Raw genomic sequence first — 15773 nt, 5'->3', positions numbered from 1 at the left:
GTGTCTCTCCTCGGATCAGACGACCGCGGTCATGCCGCCGTCGACGAACAGGTTCTGGCCGTTCACGAAGTCGCTCGCCGCCGAGGCCAGGAACACGAGCGGTCCGCGCAGCTCCGCGACGTCACCCCAGCGGCCGGCCGGGGTGCGCTGGGCGACCCAGTCCGAGAAGTCCGCGTCCGCGACGAGCGCCGCGTTCATCTCGGTGGCGAAGTACCCCGGCGACAGCGTGTTGACCTGGATGCCGTGGCGCGCCAGATCCGCGGCCATCCCGCGACTGAGTTGGGCGATGCCGCCCTTGCTCGCGGCGTACGGCGCGATGGTCTGACGCCCGAGCAGCGACTGGACCGAGGCGATGTTGATGATCTTGCCCGAGCCGCGCGCGATCATGCCGGGGGCGACGAAGCGCGACACGTAGAACGCGCTCGACAGGTTGCTCGAGATCACCGCATCCCAGTCCGCCACGGGGAACTCCGCGAAGGGCGCCCGCCGCTGGATGCCGGCGTTGTTGACCAGGATGTCGGGGGCCCCGACCCGCTCGACGAGCTCACCGATCGCCGTCTCGACAGCCGCGGCATCCGTCACGTCGAACAGGGTCGTCTCGGGACGGATGCCGGTGCGCTCGGCGATCACGTCGGCGCTGCGGCGGGCCGCCTCGGCGTCGCGGCCATGCACGATGACGCGGGCACCCGCCTCGGCGAGACCGACGGCCAGGCTCTGGCCGAGCCCCCGCGACGATCCCGTCACGAGGGCCAGGCGGCCGGTGAGGTCGAAGACGTCAGACAAGGGACACCGCGCCGAAGATGCCGAGCACGATGAGGAAACCGACGACCGATTCGATGGCCTGCTGCACGGTCCAGGTCTTGAGCGTCGTCTTGACGTCCATGCCCATGAGGCGACCGACGAGCCAGAAGCCCGAGTCGTTGACGTGACCGGCGAAGACCGAGCCGGCGGCGGTGGCGAGCACGATGCAGGCGACCTGCAGCGGGTTGAAGCCGCCGGAGACCACGGCCGGGGCGACGAGGCCCGCGGCGGTCACGAGGGCGACCGTGGCCGAACCCTGCGCCACGCGGAGGAGGACGGCGATGATGTAGGCGGCGAAGATGACCGGCACGCCGATCGAGGCGAGAGAGTCCGAGAGTGCGTCGCCGATGCCCGAGGCGCGAAGGACCCCGCCGAACATGCCGCCGGCGCCGGTGATGAGGACGACCGAGCAGATCGGCCCCAGCGAGGACTCGACGATCTTGTCCAGAGCGCTGCCGCCGACCCCGCGGCGGGTGCCGAGGACGAACAGGGCGACGAGCACCGCGATGAGCAGGGCGACCTGGCTCGTCCCGATGAGGCCGAGCGCCTGCACCCAGACGGCGTTGCCGTCGACGGCTCCGGACGAGACGAGCGCGGCGGAACCGGTGTTGAGGAGGATCAGGACCAGCGGGATGGCGATGACGCCGATGACGGTGCCGGCCGTCGGCGGGTTCGTGGGCTCGACGTCCTCGCCGAACAGGCGCGGGATGGCGAGCGGGATGCGGCGGTCGATGAAGCGCGCCCAGAGGTAACCACTGAGGTACCAGGTGGGGATCGCGACGACGAGGCCGATGAGCAGGACGAGGCCGAGGTTGGCGCCGTAGGTCTCGCTGGCCGTGATGGGGCCGGGGTGCGGCGGCACGAAGACGTGCATGACCGAGAAGGCGGCGGCGGCCGAGATGCCGTAGAGCAGCATGTGCTTGCCGCCGATGCGCCGGGCCACCGCGAAGATGATCGGCAGCATGACGACGAGGCCGGCGTCGAAGAACATCGGGAAGCCCATGAGGAGCGACGCGACGCTGAGGGCGATCGCGGCTCGCTTCTCGCCGAAGACCGAGACCATCTTCTCGGCGAGCACGCGGGCGCCACCCGAGCTCTCGATGAGGGCGCCGAGCATCGCTCCGAAACCGACGAGGAGCGCGACCGTGCCCACCGTGGAACTGAAGCTGTCGATCAGCACCTTGCCGATGCTGCCGACGGGGATGCCGGTGGCCAGCGCCGTGAGCAGCGAGACCAGCACCAGCACGATGAACGCGTGCAGGCGCACCTTGATGATGAGCAGGAGGATCAGGGCGACCGCTCCGGCCGCGATCAGGAGGAGCGGTAGCGCTCCGAGTGTTTGCGTCCACTCATCCATGGGTGTGTTCTCCAGTGAATCGTCCCGGTGCCGGGGCCATTCCCGGCAGCGAGCCCACGGTGCCACATAAGTAGTACCTTTCGCAAGCGAATGATCGTACTTTTCGCGGTAGCGTGAGCATCGCTACGAAGGACACCGATGCCCACGCTTGCCACCACCGCATCCCACGCTCACATCGTCGAGACCCTCGGCCGGAGGATCGTCGGCGGTGAGCTGCCGCCCGGAACAGGGCTGACCCTCGCCGGTCTCGAGGAGTCGTTCACCGCATCGCGGACGGTCGTGCGCGAAGCGGTCCGGGTCCTCGAAGCGCACGGGCTGCTCACCTCGCGTCGCCGCGTCGGGCTCGTCGTCCGTCCGCAGGCGGAGTGGGACATCCTCAACGCGGACATCATCGAGTGGTCGCTCGACAGCCCGCGTCGGCGCGACGTGCTGATCGAGCTGACCGACCTGCGCGTCGCCGTCGAACCCGTCGCCGCCCGGCTGGCCGCGGAACGGGCGGGGGATGCCGAGCGCGACGAGCTCGTGCGGTGGGCGACGCTGCTCAGCGACCTCGGAAATCAGGGACTCGGTGACTCGGACGAGTACCTCGACGCCGACATCGCGTATCACCGGCTTCTGCTGAAAGCCTCGGGCAACGCCCTGTTCGAGAAGCTCGGCGACCCCATCGCCGAGATCCTGCGCGGCCGATCGGTGCGAGGGCTGACGCCCGGGATGCCGCGGGTCGGCACCCTCGAGGCCCACCTCGCGACGGCCCAGGCGATCCGCGACGGCCGCGAGGCCGATGCGGAGGCTTCTGCCCGGGAGCACCTGACCCTGGTCTCCGGCGAGGTCGAGGAAGTCTGACTCGCACAGGCCGCCGTGGTCGGCGCTCGCCTGTCGTAATGTGCGGGACCGCGCGGCGTGTCGTGACAGGGGAGGGCGTGGCGGGGTTGGCCGTCGGTGCTCGCCTGTCGCGATGTGCGGGACCGCGCGGCGTGTCGTGACAGGGGAGGGATGCCGCGCGGCGCCGGCTGCTTGACGCGTATACCCTAGGGGGGTACCGTATCTAGCATGAACGGATACGACGCGAACAAGGACGACCTGCAGAAGCGGCTGCGCCGCGTCGAAGGCCAGGTCCGCGGCATCGCGCGCATGGTCGACGAGGACAAGTACTGCATCGACATCCTCACGCAGGTCTCCGCCGCGACGAAGGCGCTCGAGACCGTCGCGCTCTCGCTGTTGTCCGACCACCTCAGCCACTGCGTCGCCGAGGCGAGCGCCGAAGGCGGCCAGGTCGCCGCCGACAAGATCCGCGAGGCGAACGACGCGATCGCGCGTCTCGTCCGCTCCTGAAACCCGGAGGAAGAACACCATGACCGACCGCATCCAGCTCGGACTCACCGACGTCTCCGCGTCCGCCGCAGCCCCGGCATCCGCTGTCAACGAAGAACTGCTCGTCACCGGGATGACCTGCGCGCACTGCGTCGCGAGCGTCCGCGAGGAGCTCTCCGAGGTCGACGGTGTCGAGGGCGTGTCCGTCGACCTCGTCGCCGGCGGCACCTCGCACGTCACCGTGCACAGCGCGACCCCCCTCGACGACGACGCCCTGACCGCCGCCATCGAGGAGGCCGGATACACCCGGGTGTCGGCGTGAGCACCTCCGACGTCGAGCTCGACATCTCGGGGATGACCTGCGCCTCGTGCGCCACCCGCATCGAGCGGAAACTCAACAAGCTCCCCGGCGTCGAGGCATCCGTCAACTACGCCACCGAGAAGGCGCGGGTCCGTGCCGAGGGTGTCGAGACGGCGCAGCTCATCGCGACCGTCGAGGCCGCGGGGTACGCCGCGACCGTACCCACGCCCGAGCCGGAAGCGGCCGAGTCCGAGGACGAGACGAAGCCGCTCCGCCAGCGGCTGCTGATCAGCACCGCCCTGTCGCTGCCCATTGCGCTGATGTCGATGATCCCCGCGCTGCAGTTCGAGAACTGGCAGTGCCTCGCGCTGACCCTCGCCGCCCCCGTCGCGGTGTGGGGTGCGTGGCCGTTCCACCGGGCCGCCGCCGTCAACCTGCGCCACGGCGCGGCGACGATGGACACCCTCATCAGCCTCGGCGTGATCGCCTCGTTCGGCTGGTCGCTTTACGCGCTCTTCTTCGGCGGCGCCGGCATGCCCGGCATGACGATGACCTTCACGCTGGTCGGCGCGCCGCAGGCGGGCGGGCACGAGATCTACCTCGAGGTCACCGCGCTCGTGACGGTCTTCATCCTCGCGGGCCGCTACATCGAGGCCCGCGCGAAGCGGGCGTCGTCCGAGGCGCTCCGCGCGCTCCTCGAACTCGGGGCGACGGATGCCGCGAAACTGCAGAACGGTGTCGAGACGCGCGTTCCCGTTTCACAGCTCGTCGTCGGCGACACGGTCGTCGTGCGACCCGGCGAGAAGATCCCATCGGACGGACTCGTCACCGCAGGGCTCAGCAGCATCGACGCGAGCATGCTCACGGGTGAGTCGATGCCCGTCGAGGTCGCCGAAGGATCCCGCGTCGTCGGCGCGACGATCAACGTCGGCGGGCGCCTCGAAGTGCGGATCACCCGCGTCGGCGCCGACACCGAACTCGCCCGGATGCGGCGGCTGATGGAGGAGGCGCAGACCGGCAAGGCCCAAGTGCAGCGCCTCGCCGACCGGGTCTCGGCGGTCTTCGTGCCCGTCGTGATCGGGCTCGCGCTCGCCGCGCTCGTCGGCTGGACGATCGCCGGTGCGCCGTGGGAGCTCGCCTTCACCGCCGCCGTCGCAACGCTCATCATCGCCTGCCCGTGCGCGCTCGGGCTCGCGACCCCGACCGCCCTGCTGGTGGGAACCGGACGTGGGTCGCAGCTCGGCATCCTGATCCGCGGACCTCAGGTGCTCGAGCAGACGCGCACCGTCGACATGATCGTGCTCGACAAGACCGGCACCGTCACGACGGGGCGGATGAGTGTCACCGATGTGCTGCCTGCGGGCGTGTCCCGCGAGGAGCTTCTTGCGGTCGCTGCGGCAGTGGAGTCGGGGTCGGAGCACCCGGTCGCCCGCGCGATCGTCGCGGCATCGGCCCCGGGGAGTGTCGAGTTGTTCCAGTCGCACGCCGGGTTCGGTGTGCAGGGCGTCATCGACGGCGCGGCCGTCGTCGCGGGCCGGCCGTCGTGGCTCGCGGAGCAGTGGGCCGTCGCCGTGCCCGCGGATCTGCCCGAGGGGACGGTCGTCGCGGTCGCGCGCGACGGCGCATACCTCGGTGCGATCGTCGTGGCCGACACGGTGAAGGACTCGAGCGCCGCGGCGATCGCCCGGTTCCGCGAGCTCGGGCTCGAGCCGATCCTGTTGACCGGCGACACGGCCTCATCGGCAGCGCGGGTCGCCGCCGACGTCGGGATCTCCCGCGTCGAAGCCGGCGTGACTCCGGCGGGCAAGCTCGACGCGATCCGTCGCCTGCAGGGTGAGGGCCGGGTCGTCGCGATGGTCGGTGACGGCGTCAACGACGCCGCGGCGCTCGCCGCTGCCGACCTCGGCATCGCGATGGGCGGCGGAACGGATGCGGCGATCGCGGCATCCGACATCACCGTCGTCTCGGGCGACCTCACCGTCGTCGCCGATGCGGTGCGCCTCGCGCGGCGGACCCTGGGCGTCATCAAGGGCAACCTGTTCTGGGCGTTCGCGTACAACGTCGCCGCGATCCCGCTCGCGATGGCGGCGCTGCTGAACCCGCTCGTCGCCGCGGCCGCCATGGCGCTGTCGTCCGTGTTCGTGGTGACGAATAGCCTGCGGCTGCGCGGGTTCCAGGGGGTCGGGCGGGGCTGAGCGTGTGCTCGGCGCGCGGGCGTCGCGCCCGTTCGCGGATGCGATAGTTCGAGCGCGACACGCCGGGCCGCGGCATCCCTCACCGGGGTGTCGCCCCGGATCTCTTGCATTCGTTGACAGGGTGGCGGGCGGGAAGCGTCGAGGGAAATGTTCACCGATGCAATGGATGCCGAGCGACACGTCGCACTCCGGCATCCATCACCCGCGTGTCGCTTCGGATCTCTTGCATCGGCGGACGCCGAAGCGCGTGGAGGTGCAAGCGATGATGGAGCCGATGCTCGCGAACAGCCACGTCCTCCTCACCCCGATCACTCCTGACATCGCCCGCCGGATCATCGATCGCACCGAGCAACCGGGTGACGACTGGCATCCCGACTACCCGTTCGTCGACGAACTCGACCCGTTGGCCGCGCTGGCGGCCTCGGAACTGTCGGAGACTCCGTTCACGATGTACGCGATCCGACGCCCTGATGACCGCGCCGCCGTCGGCGGATTCGGGTTCTTCGGGCCGCCCGATGCGAGCGGCGCGGTCGAATTCGGTTACGGCCTGATACCCGCGGCACGAGGGTGTGGGCTCGCATCCGCCGCGGTCATGCTGGCCCTGCATCACGCCGGGCAGTGGGGTGCGCTCCGCGCGAAGGCCGACACCGAACGCACGAACGCGGCATCCCGCCGGGTGCTCGAGTAAGCAGGGCTTCACGAGGTCGGCCGACGTGGGGACCTCGTGTTCTTCGAACGCGCCCTCGGCACCGTGACACGATCGGACCATGACTGACGCCGTGTACGCCGAGCTCGATCGACTGCTGGCCGCACGCGATCGCGACGACATGGCGCCGACACTGGCGGCTCTGAAAGTCATTTACGACGAGCATCCGACGGACGCGCGGGTGCTCTACGAGTACGCCGGCGCGCACGACACGGCCGGTCAGGAAGAGGCGGCTGCCGAGCTCTACGAACAGGCTCTCGCCGCTGGCCTCGAGGGAGATGTCCGACGCCGTTGCCTCCTGCAGTACGGCAGCACGCTGCGCAACCTCGGTCGTTTCGACGAGTCCCTCGCACTTTTCGCCGGAGCGCGGACGGAGTTCCCGGATGCCGCATCCCTCGCCGTCTTCGAGGCGATCACGCTGCACGCGGCGGGGCACGTCCACGCCGCGCTCGGATCGCTCCTCGATGTGATCGCCCACCACGTCGACTCTCCCGAGCTCGAGCGCTACAAGCCGGCGATCCGCGGCAACGCCGCCAATCTGCGCGACCTGGGCGCGGGAGAATCCGCCGGCTAGACCCCGGCCTCGCCGTGGCGCGCGTTCCGCAGCGGCGAGAACACGATCACCAACGCAGCGACGGCGAAGACCGCGGCCGCGACGCCGAGGCTGGCCGCGTACCCGAGCCAGGTGACGAGCACCCCGGCGCCGAGGGCTCCGAAGAAGAAGACGATGCGGTTCGTCGTGCGGATCGTCGCGTTCATGCGGCCCTGGATTGCATCGGGCGCGATCGCCTGACGATACGAGATGTCGTTCGCATCCTCGACGCCCATCGCCAGGCCGAAGAGGAACTGCGCGATCGACACGATCACGAGGAGCACCGTCATGGTCGTCGCGCTGCTGAGAGGGACGACCGCCAGGAGCAGCCACGGCACGACCGTCAGACTGCGGCCGACGAGGATCGCCCGCCCGGCTCCTATCCGCTCGCCGACGGCGGGCGCGATGATCGCGCCGAGGAAGCCGCCGACCCCGCCGACGGCCACGGCGATGCCGTAGGCCCAGGCCGGCATCCCCAGTTCTCGGAGCGCGAAGACGGCGAACACGGTCGCCACGATGCTGTTGCCGAGGAACCAGACGTGCACCGACAGCGCCAGCGGGCGAAGCGTTTTGTGCCGGTACGTGAAGCGCATGCCTTCGACGATGTCGTGACCGATGTGACGACCCGCCCTGCGGGGAGCGGGCGCGGACTCGGTGACCCGGATGCGGGACTGGAGAACGGCCGACACCGCATGGATGACGGCCTCGAACACGAAGATGAGAGGCGCGCCGACGAGGGTGAGGAGTGCGCCCCCGGCAGCAGGGCCCGCCGTCCCCGCGACGGTCTCGCTCTGGCCGAGTCTCGCGTTCGCCGACACGAGGGACGACCGGGGGACGATCTGCGGCACGAACGGCTGCTCCGCCGACTGGGCGAACAGGGTCAGGACTCCGAGCGTGAGCATGATCGCCGCGAGCGACCAGAAGTCGAGGTGGCCGAGCAGCAGCAGGACCGGGATCAGCGCGAAGACGACCGCGCGGCCGATGCTCGTCAGCACCAGCGTGCGCTGCCGGTTCCAACGATCCATCAGCGCTCCGATGATGAACCCGAGAAAGAGGTACGGCGCGACGCCCAGCGCGTTCAGGATGCCGATCTGCGCCGGCGTCGCCGCGACCACCGTGACGATGAGCACTTGGAACGCGACGTTCGCGATGGCCGACCCGAACCCGCGGATGGTCGTCGCCGTCCAGAAGAGCCGGAATGCCGGGATGCGCAGGACCTCGGTTCGGCCTTCGCCGGACGATCCCGGCGGGCCCGCGTTGCGCATGGTGCGACCCTATCCGCGCGGGTGGGCGGGTGATGCGCGGTCAGCGGAAGTAAGCATCCGGGAGCAGTTCGCCGACCGGCCGCATCACGGGACCGTCGGCAGTGGGGATGGCGACCAGGATGTCCGGGTGCTGGTCGAGCAGGACCTGACGGCACCGGCCGCATGGTGGGATCAGGCCGCGCCCACCGTCGCCGGCCGCAGCGATGGCGAGGAGTCGCGGTGCCCCAGCGGTCGCCGCGACGCCGAGAGCGACCAACTCTGCGCAGGGCCCGCCGGTGAAGTGGAAGACGTTCACGGCCTCGTGGACGCGACCGTCGATGTCGATCACGGCGGCGGCGACGGTGTGGTTCGCGTTCTCCCCCAGCGTGCGGGCACGGGCCTCAGCCGCGGCGATGACCTGTTGGTCAGGTTCAGAGGGTCGCATGGAGGGCAACTGTAGTGTGCGCTGGGTCTTGTCATCGCTGGTGCGCAGGTTCGGACGACGCACACCTTGTCGACCTAGGCGGCGGCGTCCGCTCAATGCACGGCGCTGGCGGGTCGGAGGGTCGCGCCCATCTGCACGCGCCGCCCGTAGCGGTCGAGTCCGAGGCGTGCCTCGACCTCGACGAGGGAGCGGTGGAACGCGGTCGAGGGCTCCTCCTCGGCGAAGCCCACCGTCGCGTAGAACGGTGCGTTCCACGGCACGTCCGCAAACGTCCGGAGCGTGATCCGCGAATGCCCGCGTTCACCGGCGTGACGCTTCGCGGCCTCCGTCAGGGCCCGGCCCAGGCCCCGCCGCGCGAACGCCGGACTGACGGACAGCTGCTCCAGGTGGCACGCGTCGTCGATCTCCAGAACGTGCACGAAGCCCACGACGTCCTCGTCGACCTCCGCGACGAGAACGAACCCCAGGTCCGTGATGCGCTCCGCACCCGGGGGCGCCGGCGACCATGCATCGGGTTCGAGCCGGTCGATCAGGAGACGGTCCGCGTCGTTCTCGATCCGTTCGATCGAGGTCGCGTCCGCCGTGGTTGCGAACCTGATGCGTGGCGACACCTGACCAACGTACAAGTAGGCGGCATCCGGGGTCATGGTCGGAAGCCCGCGAAGCCAGCCTGTCGAGGTGATCTTCCGGCCCCGCCGGTGACGGATGCAATAGTGCAGGGGCGGCACGCCGGTGATGGATGCCGGGGCGCGGCGTGTCGCGCGGCATCCATTGCATCGGCCTACAGCCTCCACGCTCAGCACGCCGGCCAGGAGCCCGCGTTCGACACGGATAGAGTCCCGGAGTGTCCACAAACCCGTTCGGCGAAGTTCCTGTCCTGCCGGTGGCGATTCCGCTCGGCGTCGCACTGTTCGTGCTGCTGATCGCCGTGCTGGCGCGGCGGAAGAAGCTCACATGGGCTCGCGCCGTGACAGCTCTCGTCGTCGCGGTCTACGCCGCCGGGATCTTCGCCAACACGATCTTCCCGATCTACCTGACCCCGGTTGACAGCGGTGAGCCGTGGACCCCGAAGCTCGCGCTGGTGCCCTTCTACGACTACGAGGTCGACGACGCGCTCATGAACATCGCGGTCTTCGCACCGCTGGGAGTTCTGATTCCGCTCCTCGTGCGCCGCGCGTCCTGGGCGAAAGTTGTGCTCATCGCCGTCTCGATCAGCCTGGGGATCGAGTTCCTGCAGCTCGCGGCGCAAGCCTTCTTCGCCGGCGGTCACATCGCCGACGTCAACGACCTGATGTGGAACACCGTCGGAGGTGTCGTCGGGTACGGGGTCTACCTGGTCGCTCTGCGGATCCCCGGATTGTCCGCGCTCGTTCGCCTGTTCCGGTGGCACGAAAGTCCGGCTTCGGATTCAGCGTTGGGCGCACCCGGTGTCGGCGGACCCACGCCCTCGAGATCACCTGCGAAAACGGACGCCTCTTAGTCACCGCGGCTGCGAAAACGTGAAGGCCCCACCGGCTGACCGGCGGGGCCTTCACACATTCAGTCCACCTGGCTTACTTGAACGCGTCCTTGACGTTCTCGCCGGCCTTCTTGAGGTTCGCTTCGCGCTGGTCGACTTCGCCCTCGCGGCGAAGGTCCTCGTCATTGCGGTGCTCGCCCAGGGCTTCCTTCGCCTTGCCGGCGATGTCCTGCGCAGCGTTCTTGATCTTGTCGTCGAGACCCATGGCACACTCCTCAGTTCGTGGGAATCCCAGGATCCGACTCGCGACGATTCCACTCAACCGCTTGATTTCGGCGCCGATTGGTGAGAGTCACAACTCGCGCCGCCGACTCGCCGTCGCCTCGTAGGCGTGCAGCCACACGAGGTCGAACTCCTCGCGGGTGATCCGGCCTCGCACGAGGTCCTGCTCCGCGTGGTCGAGCTCGTCGGCCTGCTGTTGGATGCGGTGGGCCACATCCAACGCCGACGGCGAGACCTCTCCGGCGAAGAACGTGCACCGGACGGAGTGCGCGTCGCGAGCCGCGGCTCGGCCCCGATACGACAGGAACACCCCCGGTCCGACGATCGCCGCGGTCATCAGCAGCAGCGTCGGTACCGTCGGAGCGCCCATCCCGACGAGGGCCATCCAGAGGACGAAACCGGCGCAGACGGCGACCTTCCAGAAGGTGGATGCCGCCAGCGCGAACGTGCGCTCAGCGTCCGAGGACAGCGGCGAGTACACGACGATGCGGTCGGTCACGATGCCGTGACGGGTGACACCGTGCCACACGTGACCCCAGTGCGGGCGGTCGGAGCGGAACAGCCGGATGCGGATGCCGGCCGGGTCTACTTGCCGCATCGCCCCGTCCAGTCCTCGTCGGATTCGCTGTCGACGGTGGGGGCGACCAGCTGGGACCGGGCGACGGTCCCTTCGCAGAAGAGCACGATCCGGTCGCCGGGCGACGTGATCGCCGGCAGCAGCGCGGACACCTTCCGGTGCGACGAGCCCGACCCCACGACGACGCTCGACACCAGACGGCGATCCGTCGCGCCGCCCAGGAGGAGGGCGAGCGTGACCTGGTCTGCGACGTCGTCGAGGTCGCTGTCGACCGACAGGTGGACCGTGCGGCATGACGGCCCCGGCTCCTCCCGGCCCGTGACCGTGGTCACTACGACGCTGACGAAACGCTCACGGTCGCTGCGTTCGGCCGGCGCGATCAGGACGCAGGGAGTCGTCCTCGTCTGAGCCAGCTCCCGTAGCGAACGTCCGCCGATGCGGATGTCGCGTTCCTCGAATCGCGTGCCTGCGGGGAGCAGAGGCGGTCGTGCGGGCGTGGTCCGCGAGTGCTGCCGCGCGGCGGCGATGATCGTGTGCAGAGCGCTCATCAGCGCACGACCGTCGGGATGTCGGCATCCGGCGAGACGCGACGGGGCTTCACGTCGCGCAGCGCGAGCGCGCCGGTGCACGGCACCGCGAGCAGGTCGCCCTCGACGAGGTCGGCGGGCAGGATCGCCTGCATGTAGGGCCAGGTGGGCGCGCCGACATCGCCGGGGACGATGTCGAACATCGCCTGCTTCGCGGTGGACGCGCGACCGATGAGGCGGCAGTGCTCCCACTGGATCGGGAGGTCGTGCGTGGTGCAGTCGACGAGCGCGAGACGGCGCCCGTCCTGCGAGTCGACGCGCAGCGTCACGCGGAAGACGAGGACGGTGACGTCCATGCCGATGCCGCGACGGCGGGCATCCTGCGTGTGCGGGTGGGCGAGGTCGCCGGTCATCACGCACGGCGTCCCTTCGAGCTCGGCCAGGCGCGTGAGCGACACACCCGCCACGGTCACATCGCGTACCTCCGCGACGGTGTGCTCGGGCCATGCCCGCCGTTCGATCGGATCGGGGATGCTGCGTCGCAGCGAGGGGAGGACCGTGGTCAACGTCATGAGCACAGTCCTAAGCGCTCGCCGAGGCCCGCGGAACAGGTCCGAACGGAACCCATACGGCCGGCCCGCGCGTCGCATCCGGCACCTAGGGTGAGGGGATGTTCACCGTCACCGAGTCCGTCACCATCGACCGCCCGGTGACCGAGGTGTTCGACTTCTTCACCGAGGGCCGCGCCCGCTGGGACGAATCCGTCATCTCCGAGGAGCTCACCTCATCGCCGCCCGTCGGCGTCGGGTCGACTCTCCACACGCGGATGCGGGCGGTCGGCCGCGAGGTCGACTTCGACTGGCGCGTCACGGCCTACGACCCCGGCGCGCGGATGGCGGTGACCAGCACGAGCGGGATCATGGCCACGACCTCCGACCTGCAGTTCGCCGACGCGAACGGCGCGACCGTCGTCGCCGTGCGCATCGACGCCGAGCCGACCGGGATCATGCGCCTCGCGGAGCCGATGATCGCCGACTCGATTCGCTCGACGCTGTCGACGTCGCTCGCCCGCGCGAAGCGGATGCTCGAAAGCTCCTGATCCGGCATCATCCTCTCGGCTGACACGGATGCCTCTCCTGGCCGACGCCCTGCGCGCGACGACTGCGTAGACAGGAGGCATGAAGCGCACACTCGCCGCCCTGCCCCTCGTCCTCGTCGCCGCCGGGCTCACGACCGCCTGCGCGCCGGGCAGCAGTGACGTCGAAGATCACGTCGTAAAGGCAGTCAGCGAAGGCTCGTCCGTCCCGGTCGCGGACCTGGTCGACGACGCGGACGCGAAGCGGTTTACGATCGTGTGCCCCTACGAGCTGCCGGCCGACGTCGCGACCCGCCTCGGCGTCTCGGCGAAGGACCTCCCCGATCTGTCGAAACGCGACGACGCGCAGGCGCTCGTCGCCGTGACCGCGACCGGCGTCGACGCGGCCGAGTTCCGACGCGAACGCGTCGACCTCTGCTCCTCGGAGGGGCCGTGGCCGGTGTACGAGAAAACGGACACGGCCACCGTCGCCGTCACGCGGAACGAGGATGACGTCTACATCGTCACCCGAGCGAGCTGACGGCCTGTCACTTCACGAGCGGGCGCACCGTCGTGAAGCCGCCGTCGACCGGGATCACCTGACCGGTGATGCGACCGGCATCCGTCGACAGCAGCCAGTCCATGACGGCCGCGACATCGTCGGCAGTCTGCACACCACCGAGCGGGTACTGCTTCTCGGCGCCGTCGCGCTGCATCGGCACGCTCAGCATGCCGGCGGTCATCGGGGTGTCGGTCATGCCCGGGGCTACCGCGTTGACCCGGATGCCGCGCGCGGCATACGTGGCGGCGGCGCTGCGCACGAGCGCCTCGACGCCTCCCTTTGCGGCGGCGATCGCCTCGTGGTTGGCGACGCCGATCCGCGCGACGACGGAGCTCGCGAAGACGGCGGCGCCGGGCTGTTTACCCGTCGCCTCGAGCCAGGCCTGCAGGATCCAGATGCTGCTCTCGAGGTTCACGCGCAGGATGTCGCGCGCGGCGTCGGCCTTCGTCCGATGCAGCGGGGTGATGAGCGTACTGCCGACCGCGTGCGCGAGCCACGCCGGTGCGTCACCCAGCTCGGACCGGCAGCCCTCGAGCGCCGCGGCGGCACCCTCGGGCGTCGTCACGTCGGCTTCGATGTGCGCGTCCGCATCGACGGAGGCGAGGGATGCGGCATCCCGCCCCACGGCGGCGACGCGCAGACCGCGCGCCCGCAGCCGTGCGACGAGGGCGCTTCCGACACCGCCACGGGCGCCGGTCACGAGGGCGATGTCGGTCGAGGTCATGATGCTCTCCTTGCTCAGGTGTGCGGAACCGCGATGTCGCCGCGCCGGAGCGCGTCGGCGCGCTCACGGATGCCGGTGATCTCGTCGTCGTCGAGGCGCGACACGTTCTTCACCTGCAGCGACATGCGGTGGTTGGCGGCGAGGGGCTCCTCGTGCCGGATGAGGTAGTCCCAGTAAAGGGTGGTGAAGGGGCACGCGTCGTCGCCTACCCGCTTGGCGGGGTCGAACGGGCACGTCTTGCAGTAGGGGCTCATGCGGTCGATGTACTTGCCGGTAGCGGCATACGGTTTGCTGCCCATCAACCCGCCGTCGGCGTATTGGCTCATCCCGAGCGTGTTCGGAAGTTCCGCCCACTCGACCGCGTCGACGTAGACCGCGAGGTACCAGGCGTGGACCTCCTTCGGATCGACGCCGAGCAGCATCGCGTACAGCCCGGTGACCATGAGCCGCTGGATGTGGTGCGCGTACCCGTTCTCGAGCGTCGTGCCGATCGCGTCCTGCAGGCACGCCATCGCCGTGTCGCCGGTCCAGTAGAAGTCGGGGAGCGGTTCGAACGCCTCGAACGCGTTCCGCTCGAGATACCCGGGCATCTGCGTCCAGTAGATGCCGCGGACGTACTCGCGCCACCCGAGGATCTGTCGGATGAAGCCCTCGACGGCAGGCAACGGCGCCTTCTTGTCGCGGTAGGCCGCCTCCGCCGCGGCGACGACCTCGCGCGGGTTCAGCATCTTCAGGTTCATCGACGACGACAGGTGCGCGTGCCAGAGCCACGGCTCGCCCGGCCACATCGCATCCTGCGTCTCGCCGAACCCGGGCAGGCGTTCCTCGATGAACAGGTCGAGGGCCTCGAGCGCCTGCGCGCGGGTGACCGACCACGCGAACGAGTCGAGCGAGCCGGGGTGGTCGGCAAACCTCGCCTCGACGAGGGCGATGACCTCGCGGGTGGTCTCGTCGGGGTCGAACCGAGCGCGCGGGGGAACCAGCCCGGGTCCCTGCTTCGGGAACGCCTTGCGGTTGTCGGCGTCGTAGTTCCACGAACCGCCGACGGGCTGACCGCGGGTCGTCATCAACACGTCGTGCTTCTTGCGCATCTCGCGGTAGAAGTACTCCATCCGCAGCGAGGTCCGTCCCTCGGAGTGTGCGGCGAACTCGGCGACGGTGCTGAAGAAGTGGCGGTCCTCACGGATGTCCAACGGGATTCCGCTGTGCTCGGCCACTTCGCGCAGCGCTTCGCGCACCCGCCACTCGCCGGGCTCCGTCACGACGAGCCCCTCGGGCTTCAGCTTGGTCACGTCGGCCGCGAGCTGGTCGGCCAGCGAGTGCTTCGTCGACCGACCGTCGAGCTTCGCGTAGTGCAGGGGACGCTCGGCATCCGTCAGCTCTGCGGCGAAGTGCCGCATGGACGCGAGGAAGACGGCGGTGCGCTGCTTCGTGCTCCAGACGTGCTCGGATTCGCCGGCGACCTCAGCCATCCAGACGGCATCCTGATCGGGGTCGAAGTCGTCGAACGCGCTCGAGTCGTGATCGAGCTGATCGCCCAGCACGATGACGAGGTGTCGCAGCATGGCGCCAGCGTAGGAAGAGGGTCGGACGGTTCCCAGCGCTTGTGTGCGCG

The 15773-nt window shown here is 69.7% G+C and carries 20 protein-coding genes; 9 read left to right on the top strand and 11 right to left on the bottom strand.

Annotated elements, in window-relative coordinates; all coding sequences use genetic code 11:
- Positions 1 to 15: 15 nt before the first annotated feature.
- Entirely contained in the window at positions 16 to 783 is a 768-nt protein-coding gene (locus Q9S78_RS01655) for an SDR family oxidoreductase (RefSeq protein WP_311868475.1), read from the bottom strand.
- On the bottom strand, positions 776 to 2158 hold the full coding sequence (locus Q9S78_RS01650) for a GntP family permease (protein ID WP_311868474.1): 1383 nt from the start codon (positions 2156 to 2158) through the stop codon (positions 776 to 778). The genes Q9S78_RS01655 and Q9S78_RS01650 overlap by 8 nt, the downstream gene beginning before the upstream one ends.
- Before the next feature lie 138 nt (positions 2159 to 2296).
- On the opposite strand from Q9S78_RS01650, the gene Q9S78_RS01645 reads away from it, so the two are divergent.
- The 6 genes from Q9S78_RS01645 (at position 2297) to Q9S78_RS01620 (ending at position 7245) form a co-directional block, all read left to right on the top strand.
- The gene (locus tag Q9S78_RS01645; RefSeq protein WP_311868472.1) at positions 2297 to 3001 is read left to right on the top strand and encodes a FadR/GntR family transcriptional regulator; all 705 of its coding nucleotides are present in this window, start codon (positions 2297 to 2299) and stop codon (positions 2999 to 3001) included.
- 207 nt (positions 3002 to 3208) lie between these two features.
- The gene (locus Q9S78_RS01640) at positions 3209 to 3490 is read left to right on the top strand and encodes a metal-sensitive transcriptional regulator (protein WP_018187744.1); all 282 of its coding nucleotides are present in this window, start codon (positions 3209 to 3211) and stop codon (positions 3488 to 3490) included.
- Between the two features lie 19 nt (positions 3491 to 3509).
- Positions 3510 to 3791 carry a heavy-metal-associated domain-containing protein gene (locus tag Q9S78_RS01635; protein ID WP_311868470.1) on the top strand — a complete coding sequence of 94 codons (282 nt, stop codon included), beginning with the start codon at positions 3510 to 3512 and terminating at the stop codon, positions 3789 to 3791.
- The gene (locus Q9S78_RS01630) at positions 3788 to 5965 is read left to right on the top strand and encodes a heavy metal translocating P-type ATPase (RefSeq protein WP_311868467.1); all 2178 of its coding nucleotides are present in this window, start codon (positions 3788 to 3790) and stop codon (positions 5963 to 5965) included. Before Q9S78_RS01635 ends, Q9S78_RS01630 begins: the two co-directional genes overlap by 4 nt.
- Before the next feature lie 262 nt (positions 5966 to 6227).
- Complete coding sequence (locus tag Q9S78_RS01625; RefSeq protein ID WP_311868464.1) at positions 6228 to 6653, top strand: GNAT family N-acetyltransferase; 426 nt, start codon at positions 6228 to 6230, stop codon at positions 6651 to 6653.
- Positions 6654 to 6732: 79 nt separating this feature from the next.
- Complete coding sequence (locus tag Q9S78_RS01620) at positions 6733 to 7245, top strand: tetratricopeptide repeat protein (protein WP_311868461.1); 513 nt, start codon at positions 6733 to 6735, stop codon at positions 7243 to 7245.
- On the opposite strand, the gene Q9S78_RS01615 is transcribed toward Q9S78_RS01620, so the two are convergent.
- The 3 genes from Q9S78_RS01615 to Q9S78_RS01605 form a co-directional block, all read right to left on the bottom strand.
- Positions 7242 to 8528 (bottom strand): MFS transporter, encoded by a 1287-nt coding sequence (locus tag Q9S78_RS01615; protein ID WP_311868458.1) that lies wholly within the window; start codon positions 8526 to 8528, stop codon positions 7242 to 7244. The two genes, Q9S78_RS01620 and Q9S78_RS01615, sit on opposite strands and share 4 nt — an antisense overlap.
- Before the next feature lie 40 nt (positions 8529 to 8568).
- On the bottom strand, positions 8569 to 8952 hold the full coding sequence (locus Q9S78_RS01610) for a cytidine deaminase family protein (RefSeq protein WP_018187738.1): 384 nt from the start codon (positions 8950 to 8952) through the stop codon (positions 8569 to 8571).
- 92 nt (positions 8953 to 9044) lie between these two features.
- Complete coding sequence (locus Q9S78_RS01605) at positions 9045 to 9563, bottom strand: GNAT family N-acetyltransferase (RefSeq protein WP_311868455.1); 519 nt, start codon at positions 9561 to 9563, stop codon at positions 9045 to 9047.
- A 233-nt stretch (positions 9564 to 9796) separates the two neighbouring features.
- On the opposite strand from Q9S78_RS01605, the gene Q9S78_RS01600 reads away from it, so the two are divergent.
- The gene (locus tag Q9S78_RS01600) at positions 9797 to 10432 is read left to right on the top strand and encodes a VanZ family protein (RefSeq protein WP_051082826.1); all 636 of its coding nucleotides are present in this window, start codon (positions 9797 to 9799) and stop codon (positions 10430 to 10432) included.
- A gap of 73 nt (positions 10433 to 10505) precedes the next feature.
- On the opposite strand, the gene Q9S78_RS01595 is transcribed toward Q9S78_RS01600, so the two are convergent.
- From Q9S78_RS01595 to Q9S78_RS01580, 4 genes are all read right to left on the bottom strand, one after another.
- Positions 10506 to 10676, bottom strand: coding sequence for a CsbD family protein (locus Q9S78_RS01595; RefSeq protein WP_311868450.1), 171 nt, complete (start codon positions 10674 to 10676; stop codon positions 10506 to 10508).
- Between the two features lie 87 nt (positions 10677 to 10763).
- A complete protein-coding gene (locus Q9S78_RS01590; protein WP_311868449.1) occupies positions 10764 to 11291 on the bottom strand; it encodes a DUF6611 family protein in 528 nt (175 codons plus the stop codon).
- Positions 11279 to 11818 (bottom strand): hypothetical protein, encoded by a 540-nt coding sequence (locus Q9S78_RS01585; protein ID WP_311868447.1) that lies wholly within the window; start codon positions 11816 to 11818, stop codon positions 11279 to 11281. Before Q9S78_RS01585 ends, Q9S78_RS01590 begins: the two co-directional genes overlap by 13 nt.
- Entirely contained in the window at positions 11818 to 12369 is a 552-nt protein-coding gene (locus tag Q9S78_RS01580) for a hypothetical protein (RefSeq protein ID WP_311868445.1), read from the bottom strand. The genes Q9S78_RS01585 and Q9S78_RS01580 overlap by 1 nt, the downstream gene beginning before the upstream one ends.
- Before the next feature lie 98 nt (positions 12370 to 12467).
- Here Q9S78_RS01580 and Q9S78_RS01575 point away from each other — a divergent pair, with 98 nt between their 5' ends.
- Together Q9S78_RS01575 and Q9S78_RS01570 are read left to right on the top strand one after the other, a co-directional pair.
- Positions 12468 to 12896 (top strand): SRPBCC family protein, encoded by a 429-nt coding sequence (locus Q9S78_RS01575; protein WP_311858383.1) that lies wholly within the window; start codon positions 12468 to 12470, stop codon positions 12894 to 12896.
- Between the two features lie 79 nt (positions 12897 to 12975).
- The gene (locus tag Q9S78_RS01570) at positions 12976 to 13413 is read left to right on the top strand and encodes a hypothetical protein (RefSeq protein WP_311858382.1); all 438 of its coding nucleotides are present in this window, start codon (positions 12976 to 12978) and stop codon (positions 13411 to 13413) included.
- Between the two features lie 7 nt (positions 13414 to 13420).
- On the opposite strand, the gene Q9S78_RS01565 is transcribed toward Q9S78_RS01570, so the two are convergent.
- Positions 13421 to 14158 carry an SDR family NAD(P)-dependent oxidoreductase gene (locus tag Q9S78_RS01565; protein WP_311858381.1) on the bottom strand — a complete coding sequence of 246 codons (738 nt, stop codon included), beginning with the start codon at positions 14156 to 14158 and terminating at the stop codon, positions 13421 to 13423.
- Positions 14159 to 14172: 14 nt separating this feature from the next.
- Positions 14173 to 15723: a cryptochrome/photolyase family protein gene (locus tag Q9S78_RS01560; RefSeq protein WP_311858380.1), complete on the bottom strand. Its 1551-nt coding sequence runs from the start codon at positions 15721 to 15723 to the stop codon at positions 14173 to 14175.
- Positions 15724 to 15773: the final 50 nt, after the last annotated feature.

The organism is Microbacterium aquilitoris (assembly GCF_031932285.1).
Classification (GTDB): domain Bacteria; phylum Actinomycetota; class Actinomycetes; order Actinomycetales; family Microbacteriaceae; genus Microbacterium; species Microbacterium aquilitoris.
The sequence above is the reverse complement of the archived record's forward strand: the minus strand, read 5'-3'. Positions and strand labels throughout refer to the sequence as shown.

Excerpts from the sequence above, each read along its gene's own strand:
- Q9S78_RS01650 (WP_311868474.1), bottom strand. The coding sequence starts at position 2,158 with ATGGATGAGTGGACGCAAACACTCGGAGCGCTACCGCTCCTCCTGATC.
- Q9S78_RS01645 (WP_311868472.1), top strand. The coding sequence starts at position 2,297 with ATGCCCACGCTTGCCACCACCGCATCCCACGCTCACATCGTCGAGACC.
- Q9S78_RS01640 (WP_018187744.1), top strand. The coding sequence starts at position 3,209 with ATGAACGGATACGACGCGAACAAGGACGACCTGCAGAAGCGGCTGCGC.
- Q9S78_RS01635 (WP_311868470.1), top strand. The coding sequence starts at position 3,510 with ATGACCGACCGCATCCAGCTCGGACTCACCGACGTCTCCGCGTCCGCC.
- Q9S78_RS01625 (WP_311868464.1), top strand. The coding sequence starts at position 6,228 with ATGATGGAGCCGATGCTCGCGAACAGCCACGTCCTCCTCACCCCGATC.
- Q9S78_RS01620 (WP_311868461.1), top strand. The coding sequence starts at position 6,733 with ATGACTGACGCCGTGTACGCCGAGCTCGATCGACTGCTGGCCGCACGC.
- Q9S78_RS01615 (WP_311868458.1), bottom strand. The coding sequence starts at position 8,528 with ATGCGCAACGCGGGCCCGCCGGGATCGTCCGGCGAAGGCCGAACCGAG.
- Q9S78_RS01610 (WP_018187738.1), bottom strand. The coding sequence starts at position 8,952 with ATGCGACCCTCTGAACCTGACCAACAGGTCATCGCCGCGGCTGAGGCC.
- Q9S78_RS01595 (WP_311868450.1), bottom strand. The coding sequence starts at position 10,676 with ATGGGTCTCGACGACAAGATCAAGAACGCTGCGCAGGACATCGCCGGC.
- Q9S78_RS01590 (WP_311868449.1), bottom strand. The coding sequence starts at position 11,291 with ATGCGGCAAGTAGACCCGGCCGGCATCCGCATCCGGCTGTTCCGCTCC.
- Q9S78_RS01585 (WP_311868447.1), bottom strand. The coding sequence starts at position 11,818 with ATGAGCGCTCTGCACACGATCATCGCCGCCGCGCGGCAGCACTCGCGG.
- Q9S78_RS01580 (WP_311868445.1), bottom strand. The coding sequence starts at position 12,369 with ATGACGTTGACCACGGTCCTCCCCTCGCTGCGACGCAGCATCCCCGAT.
- Q9S78_RS01575 (WP_311858383.1), top strand. The coding sequence starts at position 12,468 with ATGTTCACCGTCACCGAGTCCGTCACCATCGACCGCCCGGTGACCGAG.
- Q9S78_RS01570 (WP_311858382.1), top strand. The coding sequence starts at position 12,976 with ATGAAGCGCACACTCGCCGCCCTGCCCCTCGTCCTCGTCGCCGCCGGG.
- Q9S78_RS01565 (WP_311858381.1), bottom strand. The coding sequence starts at position 14,158 with ATGACCTCGACCGACATCGCCCTCGTGACCGGCGCCCGTGGCGGTGTC.
- Q9S78_RS01560 (WP_311858380.1), bottom strand. The coding sequence starts at position 15,723 with ATGCTGCGACACCTCGTCATCGTGCTGGGCGATCAGCTCGATCACGAC.